This window comes from Photobacterium sp. TY1-4 (genome assembly GCF_025398175.1).
Classification (GTDB): Bacteria; Pseudomonadota; Gammaproteobacteria; order Enterobacterales; family Vibrionaceae; genus Photobacterium.
The window spans coordinates 1,090,863-1,110,575 of the sequence record NZ_CP099735.1; the positions used below are offsets into that span (position 1 = coordinate 1,090,863).

Sequence of the window (19,713 nt, forward strand, 5' to 3'; positions counted from 1 at the left end):
TGGAAAACACGAGAAATAGCACCTGACACGGATAACCCCACGCGACCGTTCATAAGTCACGTTCTTATAGTCACCTCATGGGTACTGACCGCCCAGTGCGTCTCACAGAAAACAATCTCGAAAACATGCCATCAGTGTTTGATGCAGAGTAACTGAGACATCACTCCGAACTCTTCCCGGCACTTGAGTCACATACCACCGGCGGACCAACACAAAGTGCCCGAGGGCGACGCGATTGTAGATCGTGAGCCGCTAATGATCGTCGGCAAGCCGTTCTGCTTATACATGTCACTCGTATGAAGTGACTTGCAACCATCACTTTATTTAGCCGAGATGACTCAGTAGAATGTCCACAAACCACGCATACCGAGAACATCATGGCAAAACTGACACTCCAAGAGCAGTTACAACAAGCTGGCCTCATCAGCAAAAGTAAACTGGAAAAAGCTAAGAAACGCCCTAAAAAATCACGCGTTCAAGCCCGTGAAGTCAAAGCGGCGATTGAAGAGAAGAAGCGCCAACAACAAGAGCATGATAAAGCGTTAAGCGCACAACAGAATGAACAGCGCCTCACGAAGGAAATTCAGGCTCAAATCAAGATGTTAATTAACATGAACAAGATTGATTTGGGTGATGGCGACATCAAGTACAACTTTACTGACGGCACGCTTGTAAAATCACTGTATATGACGGGCGCCGTTCGGGAGCAGCTGATCAAAGGAGTGCTGGCCATTGCGCGCGATGAAGAGCGCTATGTCGTCATCCCAAGCACAGTTGCAAATAAAATTGCTCAGCGAGATCCCGAGTCGATTATCGACCAGAAAGTACCAGAGTCAGACGTCATCGCTGAAGACGACCCTTATGCTGACTTCATCGTTCCAGACGATCTCATGTGGTAATTCAGATCGAGCTGCCTCATTCACAGTTGGCAGCTCAATTCTCATCCCCTTTGTGCCAGCAAGCTGAGCTCATCACTCTCCCCCGTTCGTCACAACCACAGCCAGCCACAAACTCAGCCAGCCATGCTACCGCCCTTAGGTGACGCTCCTACGGTCGTATCGTTAATATTGATAACAAAATGCATCTCATTGAATACAATTTCGTGCAGACATTCAATCAATGATTGAGAAAAGAACCAGTTAGCCAGCATTCCGATAATGCTGCCAGGGGCGGAACATCAGATAAACGAAACCCCAGCTCAGTGGCTGGGGCCTTACATCAAGGGGAAGTGATTACGGTATATGGCAAATTGACCCAGCGATAAAACTGACTTTCAGGATGATCAGGTTTTCTGGGGCAGCCTTAACCGTGATGTTTGACGATACGATTGATGAAACCGTATCGTCGTCGCAAGCAAGATATTTTAGGTTTAACCCAATACCATTCTGTTATCTCGTTGAGTGAAATCCCGTCAAGCCACTAAATTTTGAAAGTATTGGCCAGTTTTCTCAGAGTTGTTGCTAACTCTGCTTGCTCTCTTGCTGTCGAAGCGATTTGAGCCGCCCCGGTCGTCGATTCTGTCGACTTGTCTTCGACTGTCATGATGTTTTTGGCAATGTCCTGAGTCACAACGGCCTGCTCTTCAGTCGCCGTCGCAATCTGCTCTGTCATACTGAAGATTTGACTGACAGATTCAGAAATTCCCTCAAGCGTCTGCTCTACATTTCTGGAATCTTGAACAGCCGCCATGGCCTTGGTCTGATTGTTCTCAATGAGATGAAATGCTGATTCAACATCGGATCGCAACGAATTAATAAAGCCCTCAATTTCAGCGGTTGATTCTTGTGTGCGCTGTGCAAGCTTTCTGACTTCGTCGGCAACAACAGCAAAACCACGTCCTTGATCGCCGGCGCGAGCAGCTTCAATCGCAGCATTCAAAGCCAGTAAATTCGTTTGATCTGCGACGGATTTAATCACATCCACCACGTTGTGGATATTGTTACTACTGTCGTGCAGATGGGTAATTTTCTCTGCCAAACCATCGATTTCTGCAGCCAACCCTTCAATAGATTGGTAAGAATGCTGTACCGTTCTTAAGCCATTGAGCGTCTGTTCGTCAGCCAATTTGGCAGATTCAGACGTTTGCTGCGTTTTGCTGGCCACTTCATTGACAGTGGTAGAAAGCTCCTCAATCGCCGTGGCTATCAATCCAATTTGCTCTTGCTGCTCAACCATGGATGTTGAGTTGTACTGACATGTCTGGGAGGTTTCCTCCGCCGCAGACGCAAGGGTCATACTTGAGTTTGAAAGATTATCGATGACTTGGGAAAACTGCGCCAAGGTCGAGTTTAAGGCTGAAGAAATCGATCCCAGTTCACTCGTATCGATATACTGAGCACGGGCGGTTAAATCATTTTCTTCTCTCACCTTTGCCATCACGGAAGTTAAGTCGTTGACCCGCGCAGTGAGGTCTTTAATCACAACATAGCTCACAACCGCCACGGTCAGCGTAGTCAGCAGGAAAATGATGAGATTGACCGTCATTGATGTTTGAGCAACCTGATACTTTTCCTCTGTAAGCTTGATCAGAGAAGCCGCGACTTCATTTTCAATCTTTTTCAGCTGACCAATCCGTTTCGTTGCTTGTGCAAACCAGTAGACTGGATCAACATCGAATTGGCTGGACTGCGCCTTGGCTAGTTCGCGAAACTTATTAACTTCTTGAACAGACTTGTCATTCAGCAGCTCTGAAAAATACTGCTTGTTGGTGTCATTCGTCAGGACATTAAAATTATCGAAATAGGTTGCTTGTTCCGTTACTAAAGCAATGAATTTCACCAACATCCCGGTTGCAAACGCATCTTGTGAAAAAGTATTACTGAGGACAGCACGCTCGATCCCCGCGCGTTCTTTGCCCTGTAGAAAATTGTAATAAGCAACGGTTTCTTTCGTGATGGCCGGGTTTGTACTGATCTCCGCGATCAGGCCAGAGACGCTTAACAGCTTTTTATTAAGCCGGGTATAGTAGGCCAGCGCATCTGGCAGTGAGATCGACTGCGTCTCAACCCGGCGACGAATGGATTCGATGTCACGCAGGCCCTGATCGATGGTGTCATTCAGCTGCTGTATTTCACGCAGGTCGATGTCAGCAGATTGCCAGTAGTTGATACGTTGATTCCGTTTTCTATCGGTAGCTTGTTGCTGGGATCTGAGTTCATCGCCAAACTGGCTGCCATTGGAACCAAGATAGCCAGCAGTCATGCCTCGTTCTTTTTGTAACTCATGAACAAGCTCACTATATGAAACAGACAACCGAATCAGTTGATTCAGAGAAGCCATCTCACGGGTCGTCGACACACTATGAATAATTGAAGACCCGCTTAAAAAGAGAAAAGCGAGCACAGGTAAAGCAAGCAAAACAACTATTTTTTGCTTAAAGGAGAAGTTAGACAGATTCATTTATATTTCTTGTCGGTGTTCATGCGTTACAGACCTCGGTATTAATCCATATTCTTTGCATGGTTAAGCAGGCCGTATAGCTTGAATTTTTCAGCTTGGTTGTACATTACCAGTCATTCTATTCAGGCACATAAATCCCACCATAACTTGAAACAATATTTACCTCGTTATTAACAATATACTCAAATGAATTACGAGGGATTTTCGAAATGACCACCGCGTTGTTTATTTCTTATCCACATCCTCCTTTGAACAAAGGTGTTAACCTCGTTTTTATTAATTCTGTTACCAGACAAATAATGAGTTGCGGAAAACCATCGTCACAACAATGCCAATGCCCAGAAACACAAAACCCCAGCTCGGAAGCTGGGGTTGCAAATGTGGCGGAGTGTTCCGGGTATGGGGGGGTTCAAATCCCGACACTCAGCACCTCACCAGAAACGAGAAAAGCCCTGTCTGACGACAGGGCTTTCAAATGTGTCGGAGCGCTCTGGGTATAGGGGGATTTACTTCGCCCTTCGGGCCGTTGCTCTAAAGCGCCTTCGGCTGGCAACGTTGTCTCGCTGCGCTCGGCTGACCCCTGCTCTAGGGTTCGGCACCCTATCTCTTTCATTGCCAATTAACCAAAAACGAAAAACCCCAGCACAGTGGCTGGGGTTTCGAATGTGGCGGAGAGATAGGGATTTGAACCCTAGATACGCTATTAACGTATGCCGGTTTTCAAGACCGGTGCTTTCAACCACTCAGCCATCTCTCCGCAAGTGCGATGAATCATACCCAGTACAGCGGGCATTGTAAAACCCCAAGAGGCTCAACTGCTCAATTGTTCAGCGAATCTTTCAAACTTTTCTGATGTTTCCCGAGGTTTGACGAAAAAGGCACAACAACGCGCAATAACAGACCATCAATCTCGGCGAATCATTCCGTTTCTGCTGACTTTTCTTCAATACCTGAGCCCCAGAAAGCCTGCTCCGGGCTGGCTCCAGTTGCGATGAGATCCCGTAATGACACTGGATAGAGGTTATAGTGCGCTATTTCCGTCTGATGCGCCCAAAGGAACTCCAGATGCGGCTCGTTAGAGATGACCGGTTGCTGCGCGCGCAAATCCGTTTTCACCGCGAAGATCAGGTTGATTTCGGCATTGAGCGTATCCTGTTCGAACCACTCATTCTCCGCCGCGCCAATGAATTCGCCCACCTCAGCCTCGATGGATGCCTCTTCCCACAGCTCACGCTTGAGCGCCTGTTTAGCCGGCTCGGCAAATTCAATATGCCCGCCGGGCAGGAAGGTTTTGTCGTCCCCTTTGGCCCGTACCAACAACACATACGCTCCCGAGGTGATGATCCCTCGCGCCTGATAGTGAAACGTCATTCAAATTCCCCTGCTTTCAAACCGGGTCATGATATAACGTTCTTCCCGGATCTGCTGATCCTTTTTCAGTCCTGCCCCAAAGTTGTGCTAACCTCAGAGGTTCATCCTCCAATGACGCAAGATCACCATGAAAATATTCAGTAATTTCGAAAGCGGCAATATCAATGTCGTCACAGCCGACAACGCCAATGACATTCAACTGACCATCCCGAACGATAACCAGTCTGAGTTTTACCAATGGTTTCACTTCCGTCTGGAAAGCCAGCCGCATACCGAGCACCAGATCAAGTTGCTGAACCTGGCCAAATCCGCCTACCCGGAAGGCTGGCAGGGCTACGATGTCGTAGCGTCTTATGATCGCGAAGAATGGTTCCGCATCCCGGCGGAGTTTGACGGTGACACGCTGACCTTCAAGGTGATCCCAGAGCATCATTCGATGTATTTCGCCTACTTTGCGCCGTACAGCTACGATCGTCACCAGGATCTGCTGCATCAAGCGCAACTGCATCCGGAATGTCGCCTGGAAACTCTGGGCAGTACCCTGGACGGCAACGACATGAGCCTGCTGACCATCGGCGAACCGTCGGATGAGAAGAAGAACGTCTGGATCATCGGCCGTCAGCACCCGGGCGAAACCATGGCTGAGTGGTTTATTGAAGGTCTGCTGCAACGCCTGCTGGATGATACCGACACCGTGGGCCGTGCGCTGCTGGAAAAAGCAGTGTTCCACGTGGTACCGAACATGAACCCGGACGGCAGTATCCGCGGTCACCTGCGTACCAATGCGGTAGGCGTAAACCTGAACCGCGAATGGCAAACGCCGTCGATGGAGCAAAGCCCGGAGGTGTACCTGGTCCGTGAGCGCATGCTGGCCACCGGGATCGACCTGTTCCTGGATATCCATGGCGATGAAGCGATCCCGTATAACTTTGTTGCCGGAAGTGAAGGCGTCCCGTCTTACAATGCGCGCATGGCTGAGCTGGAGCAGGCCTTTAAACAAGCGCTGCTGACCATCACCCCGGAATTTCAGGACGAGCACGGTTACGACAAAGATAAGCCAGGCGAAGCGAACCTGACGGTTGGCTCGAACTGGGTGGCGGAGCAGTTCAAGTGCCTGTCTTACACCGTGGAGATGCCGTTCAAGGATCACAACCTGCATCCGGACAGCTTCTACGGTTGGTCCCCGGAGCGCAGCGTGGCATTTGGTCAGGACATGCTGGCCGCGGTTCAGGCCGTGATTGCCAAGGTGTAATCGCCCTTTGCACATCTAAACAGAATGAAAAGAGGCTCACCGAAGTGAGCCTCTTTTTCGTTGTATGTCTGTCTATTCGCCTGCTTAGAAGGCAACATCCATACCCAGCCAGTAACGACGACCATCTTCAACGTACTGGTATTCTTCGTACGTGATCGATTCATCCAGCAGGTTATAAATCGCCGCTTTCACTCGCGTATTCTCAGTCAGCTGATAGGTCAGGCCCGCATCAACAAAGGTCGAAGACGGTGCCACAAACGTCGAGCTTGATGGTGTGGTGACCGGCTGGCTTTCTTCGCCGCGATACGTCACTTTCAGCCAGCTGCTGGTCGTGTCGTTCATCAACCAGTCCAGACCCGCATTGGCCAGGTGCTCCGGCAACTGATTCAACGGCTGCCCTTTGTATTTCCCGGTTTTCTGCTCGGAATCGGTATAGGTATAGCTGGCGTTCATCGTCAGCGTGTCCGTCAGCGGTGCCATCAGCGAGGCTTCCACACCACGGGTGATCGCTTCGTCCACATTCACCCGGTACGTCGGATCAGAGCCCCACTGGTTCGGACCAGAAGTACACACGGTGTCCGGACACACCACGCGGGTGATCTTGTCATCAAAGTCATTGTGGAACAGCGTCAGACCGGCCGTCAGCCCATCCAGGTTCGAATACAACAGACCAATTTCTTTGTTGACCGACTTCTCCGGCTCCAGATCCGGGTTGCCGTAGATATTTCCGCCTCGGCTAACCTGGGCCCAGTCGGCTGTGATCTCACGTAACTGTGGTGAGCGGAAACCGGTCGAGACCCCACCTTTCAAGGTCCAGTCTTCAGCGAAGTGCCACACCCCGTACACACGCGGACTGATGTGGTCGCCGTAGTTCTCATCATGATCCAGACGGCCGCCCAGCGTCAGGGAGAAGGTCTCAGTCAGGCCCCACTCATCTTCAATAAAGGCTGCCATTTGGGTGTTTGAGATATGTGTCCGACTTGAGTTTTTCGCCTTGTTGGAGGACTCATCATCCAAAGAGGCGTGGCTCACTTCCGCCCCCAGCGTTAGCAAATGACTGCCTAATGGCATGAACATGCTGGCTTTGGCCGTGGTGTTGGCGATTTCCATCTGACGGCTTTTGTTGGTGCTGATCTCATGCTGCACATAAGCATCCGTACTCAACGCGTCCCAGTTGCCCTGGTGCGTCAGTGCGTAATGGGTACGGCGGTACTCGTTCAGGGAGTCTTCACACTCGCCACGACAGCCGGTCGTCGGTACCGACAGGCCCACATTGCCCCGACGATCCTGCTCGGAAACCCCGGCTTCAAATTGGATCAGGTTGGATTCATTCACCTGGTAGTTCAGGCGCCCGGTCACGCTGTTGAGTGATTTATCTTCAAAGCCTTGCGCAATGTTATCTTCGTCACGCTGCGTCGTCTGACCGTACAACTGCAGACCCAGCTTATCGTTGACCAATGGACCGTTCAAAAAGAAGTTGGCGCTGCGTTGATCACCGGAATGACTGTCTTCCTGGATGACGGTATCGATCTGGACGTTACCAGCCCATTCCTGGCTCACTTTACGAGTGATCACGTTAATCACCCCGCCTATTGCATCAGAGCCGTACAGCGTTGACATCGGCCCACGGATCACTTCGATGCGTTCAATGGCTTGCAGCGGCGGCAGCCAGCCCTGCTCAATCCCCGGACCATCACTGTTCGGTCGGGTTTCACGAGATGACTGACGCTTACCGTCGACCAGGATCAGGGTGTATTTAGAACCCATGCCACGCAGGCTGATATCGGTTGTATCGCCCCCCCCGGTGATCACCACCCCAGAGACGTCGCGCAGCGCATCCGTGACATCACGGTAATAACGCTTTTCCAGATCGCTGCGGGAAATCACGCTGATGCTCGCCGGTGCATCAGCCTGCAATTGCTCATAACCTGCCGCCGTCACCACCATGGTTTCCGTCGGTTCAGATGATTTCGCCAGTGCAGCTCCCGACATAACCGATGCAATTGCCGCCACTAGAGGCAATACCGCAGGCATAGATCTGGACATACACAACTCCTTAAATGATAATAGTTATTAATTCGGTTGCGGATTTTTCCCTAAGTTGTCGCAAAACACTAGGGAGGTATGCGGAACTGCGTTTTCCATTTATGGAACAGCCGATAGGTTGTTGTTTTCCATAATTATTGATATGAGAAGCAATGCATAATGCATGATCTTGCAGCAATCAAAGCCTTCGATGCCCTGTGTCAGTACCAAAGCCTGACCGCTGCGGCGGAAGCCCTGAACCAGCCTAAATCCACCCTGAGCCGCCGACTGGCCCAGTTGGAGACAGATCTCGGCCAGGCCTTGGTAACCCGACAGGGAAACCGGCTGACCCTGACCCAAGCCGGACATGTCTTTTCCCGATTTTCGAAACAAATGCTTACACTTTCCGAGCAGAGTCAAGAGGCATTACAAAGTCTGAACAATGAAATTTGCGGCGAACTGAACGTCGTGATCCACCCGAGCCTGATCCGGGGCTGGTTCTCGAAAGTCTTACACCCTTTCATGCAGGAACATCCGGATGTTCAAATCAATCTGCATAGCCAGATGGTGCCGGAAATCGGTCAGGATATTGATTTGATGATCTGGGTGGGTACGCCGCCGGGGCACCAGCTACGCCGTGAATTGCTGGGCTACTGGCAGTTCGGATTGTATGCATCACCCGCGTACCTGGCCGAAAACCCGATGCCGGACCATCCCAGCGAGTTGCCTCAGCATCCCTGGATTGATCTGATGGCCCACCGGCAAACCGGGCTGAGCCTGATCCATGCGCAGGAAGGAAGCTATGATTTACCGCCAGTAAACTGTCGCCTGCGTAGCGACAGCCTGACCATGCAGGCCGATGCGATCGCCAAAGGGAAAGGGATAGGCATGCTGCCGATCTGGCTGGCCAATGGATTTGAGCGCTCCCACCCGGGAAGCGTGCGTCAGTGCCTGAAAGGATGGCACCCACCCGCAACGGAAGTCGCCTGCTACTATACCGCCGGGCGACCGCCGCTGCGGGTGAAAGTGTTACTGGATACCCTGCGCAGCCAGTGTCCGCCGGAATGGCGAACTTACCTGAATACCTCGCCCAAAGAAGGGATCGCCGGTGAGACGAAGGCCCCTTTTGAAGCCAGGGCCCCCTTCACCACGGCTCTGCAACCCATGGCCCTGAGCGCCGAATAAGCGTTACACCGGCTTACGGCGGTAACGGGCATTGATGAGATCTTCCAGCTGCCTTTGCACTTTGCGGGCTTCCTCAAAGCGCTGTTTCGCCTGCCAGCGTTCGATCACGGTCTCGAGCCCCTTCACCCGGGCGTGGCTTTTTTCCAACAGCGCCTTACTCTGCTGACACTGGGCATCCATCACCGCTTTTTCATGCTGGTGATGGTTGAGCAGCCGGGAAAGCTGGGTTTGTACCGTAGCACTATTTTGCAAGGTACTGCTCGACAACGACGTTTTCCCCACGGTGCTGCCCCCCTGGCAGCCGGATTTGAGCAACTGCAACGCATCCAGCTGGCGCTGGTAGTGCTCGCTCTGCTGTTGCTGCTGAGCAAACAGCTTGCTCTGGCGATCACGTTGCTGTGTCGCCAGCTGCTGGAGCTGGCCAGCCGCCTTGAGTTTTCCTTTCATGTTTATCCTCCGTGCTGTCCGCTATTCAGCCCGCTCCCAAACAACTGCGCCAGCTGAGTCAGGCTTCCCGGATAATCTGCCGCTTCATCCACCTGCTGCTGCAGATACGCTTTCAGCTGCGGTTGCATCGTGACCGCCTGATCCAACTCCGGATCCTGACCCGGCTGATATCCCCCCAGCGGCAGCAGCTCTTTCACCTGCTGATAGTTGGCGTTCAGCTGGCGGAACTGATTCGCCACCAGCGTATGGGATTTATTCGTCACGCTGCTCATACAACGGCTGATCGACGCATTGATATCAATCGCCGGATAGTGCCCCTGCTCGGCAAGATTTCGCGACAGGACCACATGGCCATCCAGGATCGCCCGGGCCGAATCGACCACCGGATCCTGTTGATCGTCGCCGTCCGCCAGCACGGTATAAATGGCCGTCAGGCTGCCGTTCGGATGCTCGCTGTTCCCGGCACGCTCCAGCAACTGCGGCAACAGGCTGAAAACCGACGGCGGATATCCCCGGGAAGCCGGTGGCTCTCCCAGCGACAACGCGATTTCCCGTTGTGCCATCGCATAACGGGTCAACGAATCCATCAGCAACAAAACATCCTTGCCCTGATCGCGAAAGTATTCCGCGGCCCGGTGACACAGCTTGGTCGCCCGCAGCCGCATCAGTGGCGATTCATCAGCAGGCGCGGCGATGATCACCGCCCGCTTGCGTCCGGCTTCGCCGAGGTTCTGCTCGATAAACTCGCGCACCTCACGGCCACGCTCCCCGATCAACCCGACCACGATCACATCTGCGGTGGTGTTTTTGGTGATCATGCCCAGCAGCACACTTTTCCCCACGCCACTGCCGGCCATCAGGCCGATCCGCTGCCCCTTGCCCAGGGTGATCAAGCCGTTGATTGCCCGGACCCCGACATCCAGCGGGGTATCGACCGGACGGCGTTTGAGCGGGTTGATTGGCGGGGTATCCAGCGCGACCCGCTCTCCGCCTTTCAGCGGGCCACCGTCATCCAGCGGCTCGCCCAGGCCGTTCACCACCCGACCCATCCAGTGCGCTCCGAGCTGTACCGTGCTGTCGCCGTCAAGCGGGATCACTTTGGCTCCGGCAAACAGGCCACCCAACTGGCGGATGGGCATCAGGTAAGCCACGTGGTGATCAAATCCCACCACCTGGGCTTCAATCATCTCACCGTCTGCCGCCTCAACCAGGCAACGTTGCTCAAGCCTGAAACGACAACCCACGGCCTGAAGCATCAGGCCGTTGACTTTTACCAGTTGTCCGGTTACCCGGGCGACCGGAATGGCATCGAGCGAGGCCATGGCCTCGCTCAATCGTTCAGTGAGGAGGCCTTTATTGCTCACTCACCACCTCCGCATTGTCACCGCTGTCATCGCCCTCGGCAGGCGCTACCGGGGCATCCGTCGGGACGGCATCAGCCTGCGTGATATCAACCTCACTGGTGTCTATCTGAATCGCATCCGGCTGAGCCTCTAGGCTCACTTCCCCCGGTTCCTCATCCAGCAAATGCCCCCGCACAGTTTCCATACAGGCCGCCAGACGGGCATCGCAACTGGCATCCGCCTCGGCGTGATCCGTCATCAGCTGACAACTGCCAATGGTGAGTTCCGAATTCGCCACCAGCTTCCAGGCTTGCGGCAAATCCGGATTGATATTGGTGATCCGCTCAAGATCCTGCGGATTCAGATGCACCACCACCTGCTCGGTTTTACCCGGCATCGCTTCCAGGGTTTCATCCACCAGGGCCAGAATTTGCTGCGGCATCAGGGTCAGCTCCGCCCGGATCACCTGCTGTGCCACTTTCTGCACCAGCTCGCAGATTTGGATCCGCTGCTCACGCTCCTTATCGGCCTGCCACTGGCTCAGTTGGCCCAGCAAGGTACTGACCGGCTCAGCGGCAGCGGCAAATTGCGCCTGCCCGGCCTGCTCACCCCGGGCAACCCCCTGCTGATAACCTTCTTTCTGACCGTCCATCAGCCCCTGCTGGTGCCCCTGGACAATTCCTTGCTGCAATCCTTCCTGATGACCTTGCTGCAGGCCCTGCTGGAAACCGGCTTCGAGCCGCTCCTGCAATTCAAGCGGATTCTCATAACCGCCAGACACACCGGATTCAGCGGCATGGGGGATCGGCTGCTGCTCAGCAACCGGTGGAAAACGGTGCAACCGGTACTGACCGGGTTGTAAGCGCATCACGCTGCTTTTCTTCATCGCTTACTCCACCGTCTTTTCCTGGTAAAGCACCAGTTCGACCTCGCCCTTGTCGGCGAGTTTACGAACCTGCTGCATGATTTCCTGGCGGGCTTTCTCGACCTGACTAATCGCCAGAGCCCCTTTGACCGACATTTCATCTTCCAGGGATTTCGCCATCCGTTGCGGCATCGATCGTTTGACCGATTGCTGCAAGATAATTTCCGCACCTTTCAGGGCAACTGCCCAGGTTTCGACCGGCACTTCTTGCACCAGCCGATCGATGGTGGCTTCCGGTTGACGGCCCAACACCATGAAGTCGAACATGTTGTCTTCGATTTCTTTCACAACATCCTCATCGTGCAGCTTCAACAGCTCCATCAACTGAGCCCGGTTGCCGCTGAACCGGTTGATGATATCCGCAGCCTGCTTCGCACCCGACACTGGTGCCCGCTGGCTTACCGACACATGTTCAATGCAGCGCTCGATCAAGGTATTCAGATCTTCGGCCACTTCATGGTCAATTTCTTTCAGCCGGGCAATGCGATACAGCAATTCGTCATGGTAGTCTTCCGGCAGGCTGCTCAGCACACTCGCCGACGTATCCGGCGGCAAATAGGCCAGAAAGATGGCCTGCATCTGCGGATGCTCCTGAGCGATGAACTTGGCCAACAAATCCGGATCCACCCACTGCAAGCGCAGCATATTGTTGCGCAGTTCGTCACCGTAGATGTTATTGAGCAGCCCTTTGGCCAAATCGTTGCCGAGGGCTTTGCGTAACGTATTCGCCAGATACTGCTTCGACGCACCGCGGATCCCGCTATGGGATTTAAAATCATTGAAAAAGCGCTGAATCACCCCTTTGGCGTTCTCGCTTTTGATCCCATTCAGCTTCGCCATGGCGTGCGTTACTTTCTGGACCTCATCCCGGCTGAAATGCTTGAGCACCTGTGCGGCGGCTTCTTCGCCCATGCCCAGCAGCACGAGCGCAGTCCTGTCGATGTTATCAAGCGCCGCGGACGGGTGCTTTTTGCTTGCTTGTGTGCTGTTCATTTGCGTTTACCCATTGTTTTAATACTTCTGCAACCCGTTCCGGCTCTTCATTAGCAATCAGCTGCAAATGCTTCAGCTGGACTTCCAGCGGTGAGCCGGAAGCCGGCAATAGATCATGGTTGGTATCCAGCGCCGAGAGATTGGTCTCAATCCCTTTCTCAGCCAGACGCTTATCCAGGTTGTCTTCCATCTCTCGCTCGGCACGGGTCTGAAGGCCGTTCTCAAAGGTTTCTTCATCCTGAACCGGCGGGGCGATTTCCAGGTTTTCCTTGCGTTGATCAATGCCGATCAAATGATTGATCAGCGGACGCAGCACGAAGAAAATCATCGCCAGCCCCAACAGGCCACCAATCACATATCGGATCGGCTGCTGAATGGTCGGATCCTGCCACCACGAAATAGCCGGCGGCGCGTCAATTTCAATCGGCGTGAAGTTAAAACTCATCAGGCTCAGGGTATCGCCGCGGGCTGCGGTGATCCCGACGGCATCCGCAATCATGGTCTGGATCTGTTGCTTTTCGGCATCGCTCCAGGCCGTCCCATTCGGCGCAGCGGATGAATTGAGCAGCACCGACACCGTCAGCTTACGCAGTTGGCCTTGCTGATACTGGGTATGGCGAACACTGCTGCCCAACGCATACTGGCGATTGACTTCCGTACGTTCATTGGTGTTATTGCTGTCTTTCTCTTCTTTCCCGGCTGTCGGCGGCTTGTTGCTCATCGAGCCCGGGACGCCCACGGCAATCTGGTCGATGGAGTTATTCTCCACCCGGTGCTCGCTTTTCACGACCGGCGTCGAGTCGACAATCTCCTGGGTTTCCTGGATCCGGTTGAAGTCCAGATCCGCGGCGACCTGCACCCGGTAGTTGCTCGGGCCAACGATCGGGGTCAGCATATCTGCCGCCCGCTGGATCACCTGTTTTTCAAACTTTTTCTGGTAGTCGAGATACTTGGCATTCACCTTACCGACGTCGTCGCTGCCAATTTCAGCACTCAGCAACCGGCCGTACTGGTCGACCACCGAGACTGCGTCAGCTTTCATGCCGGTCACACTGCCGACGACCAGGTTGACAATGGCTTCCACCTGCTCGGACTTCAGATCTTCCCCGGCTTTCAGCTCCACCATCACCGACGCCGACGGTGCTTCACCATTTTGGGTCACAAACAAGGTTTTACGCGGGATCGCCAAATGGACCCGCGCATTCGAAACCGCGTTCAATGCAATAATGGTACGCACCAGCTCGCCTTCCAGGCCATGCCGGTAACGGGCGGTTTCCATAAACTGGCTGGTGCCCAGGGAAGCATCTTCCTTCAGCGACTCCAGTCCGGTCGGCAGCTGGGCCTTCACCCCTTTGGCAGCCAACAGCATCCGGATCCGCGCCACTTCGCCCTCTTCAACCAGCACCTGACCGTTTTCTTCCCGCAGGCGATACGGGATCCCTTCGGTTTCGAGCACCGAGATAATCTCGCCGCTGTCAAACCGCTCCTGCTGGCTATATAACGGACGATAATTCTGAGTAGAGCTCCACAGGGCAACCACAATCATCGCCGCCACAATGGCCGCCAATACTGCAGACAACACCAGATTACGCTGGCTGCTCTGCCACAAATGACGCGCCCGATCCGTCATGGCGCCCATGCCCCGAAATCCGGCACCTGAAGTGGTTGCTGGCTGAGAAATAACTTCTGACATAAATTACACCGGCATCTTCATTACATCTTCAAACGAGCTCACCACCTTGTTCCGAACCTGCATCAGGGCGGAAAAAGAGAGGCTGGCTTTCTGGCTGGCGATCATGGCGCCAACCAAATCATCACTTTGCCCGGTTTCGACCGCGGTCATCTTGGCACTCGCCACTGACTGCTGTTCGTTCACCACATCCAGCACCTGGCGCATCGCACCGGAGAAGGACATTGGGGTGTGCTGCGCGGCCGCATTCACTTGTTGATCCAGCGGGTTTGCCGTGACTGAAAACTCCGGTTGGACTTTCAGCTGCATGGTTTGCATCTTTGCCAGCATCAAATGCTCCGCAGAGATCAGTTGGGTCGTTACTTCACTCATGGTGTCATTCTTCCTCTTCTACTATGCAGCCGATCCCAACTCGGCCTGTAAATCGATACCCTGATCCCGCATCGCAGCCAGCTTGTATCTCAGTCCGCGTGTCGTCACACCAAGGGCTTTAGCGGTTTGGGTCCGATTGCCGCCGTGTTGTTTTAGGATGTCTATAATGTATTGAAATTCAGCCATTTTCTTGGCTTCCACATGGCCATTTCCGCGGCTATTGACCGACACCAGGGTCGGGGTGTCAGCGACGGATTCCACCGGCAGCATCAGATCCTGAGCCGTGATAAAATCGCCGTGGCGCATCACCAGCGCCCGCTGGATCACATTCTCCAGCTCACGAATATTCCCCGGCCAGTGATACCGCGACAGGGCGGTACGGGCATCCTCCGACAGGCGGCACTCGCTATTTTCCTGATACTTGTGCATGAAAAACTGGCTCAGCGGCAGAATATCTTCCGAACGTTCGCGCAGCGGCGGCCAGTGCAACGGCAACACATCCAGGCGGTAATACAAATCTTCCCGGAAGGTCCCTTGCTGGACCGCCTGGCGCAAATCTTTATTGGTTGCGGCAATCACCCGGATATCAAGCTTGATGGCCTTATGACTCCCGATCCGCTCCACTTCGCGCTCCTGCAACACCCGCAGCAGCTTGGCTTGAAGTGGCGGGGTCATTTCCGCAATTTCATCGAGTAATATGGTCCCGCCGTTGGCTTCTTCGAATTTGCCGGTTTGCGTTTGGGTCGCACCGGTAAATGCGCCCTTCACATGGCCAAACAACACCGCTTCCAGCATGGATTCCGGTATCGCGGCGCAGTTGACGGCAATAAATGGCTGATTGCTCCGGGAGGACTGCGCGTGTACGTACCGTGCCAGCACTTCTTTTCCAGTCCCGGACTCTCCGGTGATCAGCACACTGGCATTGGTGCAGGCCGCACGATGTGCCAGTTGCAACACCTGCTTGCTGCGCCAGGACTCCACCACGATATTGGCCAGCGGCTGCTCCAGGGCTTCCACCCGGCGCAACAGGCTCAGCAATTGTTCCGCATCAAACGGCCGCAACAAGTAATCAGTCGCGCCGGCACGCATGGCCTCTGCGGCTAGTAGCCCCTCATCCTGCTCGACAATTGCAATCGCGACGCCGCTTTGCGCCCGGCTGACTTCCTGATGGCGTTTAATCCATTCCGTCAGGCCCATGTCGCGCAGCGATGAACTGACCAGGGTGATGGCCTCGGTCGGATTAAACAACGCTGCCCGGCCCGACGTGACATGCGTCACCCGGTAACCGGACTGCTCCAGAACATCAATGACCCGCTGAGCCAGCATCATGTCCGGCTCAACCAATTGAATGTGTTTACGATACATACTTTGAGCCTTATGGATTATTCGTACTGCGGCGAACCACGCGGGCCGTGCTGTTTCGGATCACGCGAATAGTCACCCGGCGGTTTTTCGCCTGGCCTTGTTCGGTCTGGTTATTGGCCACCGGATAACGGTCGCCGTGCGCTCGGGTTTCAATGAGTGCGTGATCGACCCCGGCCTCTTCCAGAATGCTGGCGACATCATCGGCACGAACCCGGGCAATTTGCAGGTTGGCCAGCGATGAGCCCACATTGTCGGTATGACCGTCGACCAGCACTTTGCTGACGGTTTGATCCAACCGGATGTATTCCGCCAGCTGGTTCAGCACCAGACGCTGATCGCCGGACACAACCCGCTGCCCGAGCGAAAACGCTAACTGAACATCACGCGCTTGCTTGTAAGACAGCGCAGGGAGGGATTCACGGCACCGGTTAAATGCCCGGAGAGATGCCTCAAGATTGACACTCGGGACATCGACAGACAGGACGCGCGAATGAAACGAGGACGTAAATTGCAATTTGGTCCATCCCCCTTGCGCCACCGACTGGAGGACGTCATTCACATCGTGCTCAAACACCACTTGTTTCCGCCCCGTCCATTCACCATGGCTGACAAACTGCGCCTCACCTGGCGATATCCACGGCGAATTGAGCAAAAAAAGCCCGGCTTGGTCATATAAGTTTTGCAGTTGACTACTTTCCACTTTTAAGCGAACAGCGTGACTGGGTTCAGCAATAAAAGTCAGACCACCAAAATTTTTTATTTTTTGATTTAATGTGCAATAAAAATGGTCGCCTTTATATTCCCATTTTACTAAATCTAAAGGAATGGATACTTCTTGAGCATGAGCCCATTCAATATTGAAGACGAAAAAAAATACGATTTTGCTTAGACATAACCTTTTCAGCACGAGTATTTCCTACCTACCAACTACGTTCATAAACTTATATATCTATATATTAACGATCATATAATTTGGGATAACTATAGAACCATTTACATAAGACGAACTTTATTTACATTCATGAAACAAGCATATATTTGACACAGCCCTGACAAAAAAATGTCACTCGAACAAAAAACATGCCTCGTGAGCATAAAATGACATAGTACTTATTTTTCAATGATTTATTAGTATATAGTTTTAATCTAAGTTAAAACTCTGGCTATATTAATATATTTATTATTGATTTGTTTTTCAGAAAGATTGGAATGTTCATTAAAATACAACATGTGAACTAACATCACATTATTGGAAAAATATACTCAATAGTTATATTTTTATCAGGGTAGACTACGGCTGCTAAACCAATAGTAATACTTATTTAAATATGCGAAATATGGAACAAGTTTCCTACATTCACCAGAACATCCAAAGAATTAACCATGATGGAAAAAGATGCTTCCCGAGCCTATCCTGTTTTGGATGTTGAGCTTTTAGGTAAACCTATTCATAAAATTCGTGATGACTTGACTCGACTGCTCAGCCAGAGTGTTCCGGATATCACACTCCATATTCAGCACTGGGCGAGAGTCAGTGATCTTGCTCTGGAATTTAAAAACATCAGTACGGTGCGCTGTTGTGAAACAGCACCCGACTATTATTCGTCAAATTTCTGTCACCAACAGCAGGGCTTGCTGCGTCTTTCGATGACCAATCACCTGCTGATGGCGTTGTCTGATCGTTTTTACGGTGCTGATATCGCCCGTAAGGCTGAAGGCATACTGTCGCTTTCAAGCAGCGATAAAAGACTCCAGCAGCGGATCGGGCATCTGTTTGCCAAGGTCATTGCGCCGGAAGAGATGTGGGCCAAGACCGAATCACAATTGGCCCCGGGGGCCGGCTTGCAAGCGCAGTACACGGTCACATTCGGCGACCATCAGGGCGAACTCTGGCTGGAACTGGACGCAACCCTGATCCAAACCCTGCTCAAGGAGTTAGCTCTGACCCCGACGCAACCGATCAAGCCCAGGTTCGACGCGGCGCTGACCCAGACCCCGGTCCACCTGACCGCCGTCCTGAGCCGAAAAACCATGCCGCTCGATCAGGTTCTGGGCCTCAAGCCGGACGATATCCTGCCAATTGAACTCCTCAACCAGGTCCCCGTCACCATCGGTCACGAACATTTATTTAACGGACGTATCGCTGAACAAAACGGCCAGCTCGTTCTCATATTGCAAGACTCAAAGGAACAACAGCGATGAGCGAACACACTTCATTCAACCCAGACGATCTAAATTTTGATGAATTACAACTGGACCAGTTTGAACCTGAGCTGGAAGCGAAGCCGGTTGCTGAGCCTGAGATGCCATCCCGTGATTTGAATTTCTTCAAACGCATTCCGGTCACCGTCACCCTGGAAGTCGCCAGTACCGAAATTTCCCTCGGTGATCTGATGCAAGCCGGGGAAGGCTGTGTGATTGAGCTCGACAAACTCAACGGTGAGCCGCTGGATGTCAAAGTCAACGGTTCACTGATGGGCCATGCGGAAGTGGTGGTCGTCAACGATAAATACGGCCTTCGTCTGGTCGACGTGGTGGATTCCCCGTTTCATTCTGTAGGCAGCTGACCCGTTACCATGTCGAAATCTTCTTGCTTCACGGGGCGCGTCTGGGCGTGCCTCGGGTTGCTGGCACTTCTGGTCAGCTTTCCCACCGCCGCGGACAGCGGTCTGTCCTTTCTCACCGTCACTGATGGCCAATCCGAGCAGGAATACAGCGTCAAGCTGCAAATCCTGATCCTCATGACCGCGCTTAGCTTTCTGCCGGCGTTTTTGCTCATGGCCACCAGTTTTACCCGGATCATTATTGTGCTGGCAATTTTGCGCCAGGCGCTGGGTCTGCAACAAAGCCCGCCGAACCGGGTGATGGTCGGGATTGCGCTGTCCCTGACCATTCTGATCATGCGCCCGGTCTGGACCGACGTTTATGAAAACGCGTTTGTACCTTACGACGAAGGACAGATCACCCTGATGCAGGCGTTCAGCGTCGCGGAAAAACCCGTGCGCAATTTCATGTTGCGTCAGACCCATCAAAGCTCCCTGGAGCAAATGCTGCTGATCGCCAATGAACCGTTGGAGCAGCGCGTCGAAGACATCTCTTTCGCGGTGATCCTGCCTGCCTTTGTGATCAGCGAGCTGAAAACGGCCTTTCAGATCGGGTTTATGCTGTTCATCCCGTTTCTGATCATCGACCTGGTCGTCGCCAGCGTCTTGATGGCGATGGGGATGATGATGCTGTCGCCGCTCATCATTTCGCTGCCGTTCAAACTGATCGTCTTTGTGCTGGTCGATGGCTGGGCGATGACCGTCGGTACCCTCTCTGCCAGCTTCGGATAGCCAGGAGGCGC

16 protein-coding genes, 1 tRNA gene and 1 pseudogene are annotated in these 19,713 nt (G+C 53.2%); 6 read left to right on the forward strand and 12 right to left on the reverse strand.

What is annotated here, in order from left to right; translation table 11 throughout:
- The first annotated feature begins 377 nt into the window (after positions 1-377).
- On the forward strand, positions 378-899 hold the full coding sequence (locus tag NH461_RS21710) for a DUF2058 domain-containing protein (protein ID WP_261603045.1): 522 nt from the start codon (positions 378-380) through the stop codon (positions 897-899).
- Positions 900-1,419: 520 nt separating this feature from the next.
- Here the strand turns inward: NH461_RS21710 and NH461_RS21715 are convergent.
- The 3 genes from NH461_RS21715 to NH461_RS21725 all read right to left on the reverse strand — a co-directional run bounded on the left by NH461_RS21715 (position 1,420) and on the right by NH461_RS21725 (position 4,770).
- Positions 1,420-3,399 carry a methyl-accepting chemotaxis protein gene (locus NH461_RS21715; RefSeq protein ID WP_261603046.1) on the reverse strand — a complete coding sequence of 660 codons (1,980 nt, stop codon included), beginning with the start codon at positions 3,397-3,399 and terminating at the stop codon, positions 1,420-1,422.
- A 666-nt stretch (positions 3,400-4,065) separates the two neighbouring features.
- Positions 4,066-4,156: transfer RNA gene (locus tag NH461_RS21720), tRNA-Ser, on the reverse strand.
- Positions 4,157-4,317: 161 nt separating this feature from the next.
- Positions 4,318-4,770 (reverse strand): NUDIX domain-containing protein, encoded by a 453-nt coding sequence (locus NH461_RS21725; RefSeq protein WP_261603047.1) that lies wholly within the window; start codon positions 4,768-4,770, stop codon positions 4,318-4,320.
- A 127-nt stretch (positions 4,771-4,897) separates the two neighbouring features.
- Here NH461_RS21725 and NH461_RS21730 point away from each other — a divergent pair, with 127 nt between their 5' ends.
- Positions 4,898-6,022, forward strand: coding sequence for a M14-type cytosolic carboxypeptidase (locus NH461_RS21730; RefSeq protein ID WP_261603048.1), 1,125 nt, complete (start codon positions 4,898-4,900; stop codon positions 6,020-6,022).
- An 84-nt stretch (positions 6,023-6,106) separates the two neighbouring features.
- Here the strand turns inward: NH461_RS21730 and NH461_RS21735 are convergent, their stop codons facing one another.
- Positions 6,107-8,068, reverse strand: a complete 1,962-nt coding sequence (locus tag NH461_RS21735; RefSeq protein ID WP_261603049.1) for a ligand-gated channel protein — start codon at positions 8,066-8,068, stop codon at positions 6,107-6,109.
- Positions 8,069-8,227: 159 nt separating this feature from the next.
- Between NH461_RS21735 and NH461_RS21740 the strand changes: the two are divergent.
- Positions 8,228-9,118, forward strand: a pseudogene (locus NH461_RS21740) (LysR family transcriptional regulator); the annotation flags it as partial.
- A gap of 117 nt (positions 9,119-9,235) precedes the next feature.
- Here NH461_RS21740 and fliJ read toward each other — a convergent pair.
- Genes fliJ through NH461_RS21780 form a run of 8 tightly spaced genes read right to left on the reverse strand, consistent with a single transcriptional unit; the run spans position 9,236 to position 17,274 of the window.
- Positions 9,236-9,679 carry a flagellar export protein FliJ gene (fliJ, locus tag NH461_RS21745; protein WP_261603050.1) on the reverse strand — a complete coding sequence of 148 codons (444 nt, stop codon included), beginning with the start codon at positions 9,677-9,679 and terminating at the stop codon, positions 9,236-9,238.
- A gap of 2 nt (positions 9,680-9,681) precedes the next feature.
- A complete protein-coding gene (gene fliI / locus NH461_RS21750; protein WP_315903252.1) occupies positions 9,682-11,043 on the reverse strand; it encodes a flagellar protein export ATPase FliI in 1,362 nt (453 codons plus the stop codon).
- Complete coding sequence (gene fliH, locus NH461_RS21755; protein WP_410000117.1) at positions 11,033-11,908, reverse strand: flagellar assembly protein FliH; 876 nt, start codon at positions 11,906-11,908, stop codon at positions 11,033-11,035. Before fliH ends, fliI begins: the two co-directional genes overlap by 11 nt.
- A gap of 3 nt (positions 11,909-11,911) precedes the next feature.
- Positions 11,912-12,940: a flagellar motor switch protein FliG gene (locus NH461_RS21760; protein ID WP_261603051.1), complete on the reverse strand. Its 1,029-nt coding sequence runs from the start codon at positions 12,938-12,940 to the stop codon at positions 11,912-11,914.
- The gene (gene fliF / locus NH461_RS21765) at positions 12,894-14,633 is read right to left on the reverse strand and encodes a flagellar basal-body MS-ring/collar protein FliF (RefSeq protein WP_261603052.1); all 1,740 of its coding nucleotides are present in this window, start codon (positions 14,631-14,633) and stop codon (positions 12,894-12,896) included. Before fliF ends, NH461_RS21760 begins: the two co-directional genes overlap by 47 nt.
- 3 nt (positions 14,634-14,636) lie before the next feature.
- Positions 14,637-15,002 carry a flagellar hook-basal body complex protein FliE gene (gene fliE, locus NH461_RS21770; RefSeq protein ID WP_261603053.1) on the reverse strand — a complete coding sequence of 122 codons (366 nt, stop codon included), beginning with the start codon at positions 15,000-15,002 and terminating at the stop codon, positions 14,637-14,639.
- Between the two features lie 21 nt (positions 15,003-15,023).
- Complete coding sequence (locus tag NH461_RS21775; protein WP_261603054.1) at positions 15,024-16,367, reverse strand: sigma-54-dependent transcriptional regulator; 1,344 nt, start codon at positions 16,365-16,367, stop codon at positions 15,024-15,026.
- 10 nt (positions 16,368-16,377) lie between these two features.
- Complete coding sequence (locus NH461_RS21780) at positions 16,378-17,274, reverse strand: OmpA family protein (RefSeq protein WP_261603055.1); 897 nt, start codon at positions 17,272-17,274, stop codon at positions 16,378-16,380.
- Between the two features lie 476 nt (positions 17,275-17,750).
- Here NH461_RS21780 and NH461_RS21785 point away from each other — a divergent pair, with 476 nt between their 5' ends.
- The 3 genes from NH461_RS21785 to fliP are packed head-to-tail and all read left to right on the forward strand — an operon-like array spanning position 17,751 to position 19,702.
- A complete protein-coding gene (locus NH461_RS21785; protein ID WP_261603056.1) occupies positions 17,751-18,569 on the forward strand; it encodes a FliM/FliN family flagellar motor switch protein in 819 nt (272 codons plus the stop codon).
- Positions 18,566-18,934 carry a flagellar motor switch protein FliN gene (fliN, locus tag NH461_RS21790; RefSeq protein ID WP_261603057.1) on the forward strand — a complete coding sequence of 123 codons (369 nt, stop codon included), beginning with the start codon at positions 18,566-18,568 and terminating at the stop codon, positions 18,932-18,934. The genes NH461_RS21785 and fliN overlap by 4 nt, the downstream gene beginning before the upstream one ends.
- A gap of 9 nt (positions 18,935-18,943) precedes the next feature.
- Positions 18,944-19,702, forward strand: a complete 759-nt coding sequence (fliP, locus tag NH461_RS21795; protein ID WP_261603058.1) for a flagellar type III secretion system pore protein FliP — start codon at positions 18,944-18,946, stop codon at positions 19,700-19,702.
- Positions 19,703-19,713: the final 11 nt, after the last annotated feature.

What these genes read in the sequence shown, in the direction of transcription:
- NH461_RS21710 (WP_261603045.1), top strand. Translation starts at nt 378, where the DNA reads ATGGCAAAACTGACACTCCAAGAGCAGTTACAACAAGCTGGCCTCATC.
- NH461_RS21715 (WP_261603046.1), bottom strand. Translation starts at nt 3,399, where the DNA reads ATGAATCTGTCTAACTTCTCCTTTAAGCAAAAAATAGTTGTTTTGCTT.
- NH461_RS21725 (WP_261603047.1), bottom strand. Translation starts at nt 4,770, where the DNA reads ATGACGTTTCACTATCAGGCGCGAGGGATCATCACCTCGGGAGCGTAT.
- NH461_RS21730 (WP_261603048.1), top strand. Translation starts at nt 4,898, where the DNA reads ATGAAAATATTCAGTAATTTCGAAAGCGGCAATATCAATGTCGTCACA.
- NH461_RS21735 (WP_261603049.1), bottom strand. Translation starts at nt 8,068, where the DNA reads ATGTCCAGATCTATGCCTGCGGTATTGCCTCTAGTGGCGGCAATTGCA.
- fliJ (WP_261603050.1), bottom strand. Translation starts at nt 9,679, where the DNA reads ATGAAAGGAAAACTCAAGGCGGCTGGCCAGCTCCAGCAGCTGGCGACA.
- fliH (WP_410000117.1), bottom strand. Translation starts at nt 11,908, where the DNA reads ATGAAGAAAAGCAGCGTGATGCGCTTACAACCCGGTCAGTACCGGTTG.
- NH461_RS21760 (WP_261603051.1), bottom strand. Translation starts at nt 12,940, where the DNA reads ATGAACAGCACACAAGCAAGCAAAAAGCACCCGTCCGCGGCGCTTGAT.
- fliF (WP_261603052.1), bottom strand. Translation starts at nt 14,633, where the DNA reads ATGTCAGAAGTTATTTCTCAGCCAGCAACCACTTCAGGTGCCGGATTT.
- fliE (WP_261603053.1), bottom strand. Translation starts at nt 15,002, where the DNA reads ATGAGTGAAGTAACGACCCAACTGATCTCTGCGGAGCATTTGATGCTG.
- NH461_RS21775 (WP_261603054.1), bottom strand. Translation starts at nt 16,367, where the DNA reads ATGTATCGTAAACACATTCAATTGGTTGAGCCGGACATGATGCTGGCT.
- NH461_RS21785 (WP_261603056.1), top strand. Translation starts at nt 17,751, where the DNA reads ATGATGGAAAAAGATGCTTCCCGAGCCTATCCTGTTTTGGATGTTGAG.
- fliN (WP_261603057.1), top strand. Translation starts at nt 18,566, where the DNA reads ATGAGCGAACACACTTCATTCAACCCAGACGATCTAAATTTTGATGAA.
- fliP (WP_261603058.1), top strand. Translation starts at nt 18,944, where the DNA reads ATGTCGAAATCTTCTTGCTTCACGGGGCGCGTCTGGGCGTGCCTCGGG.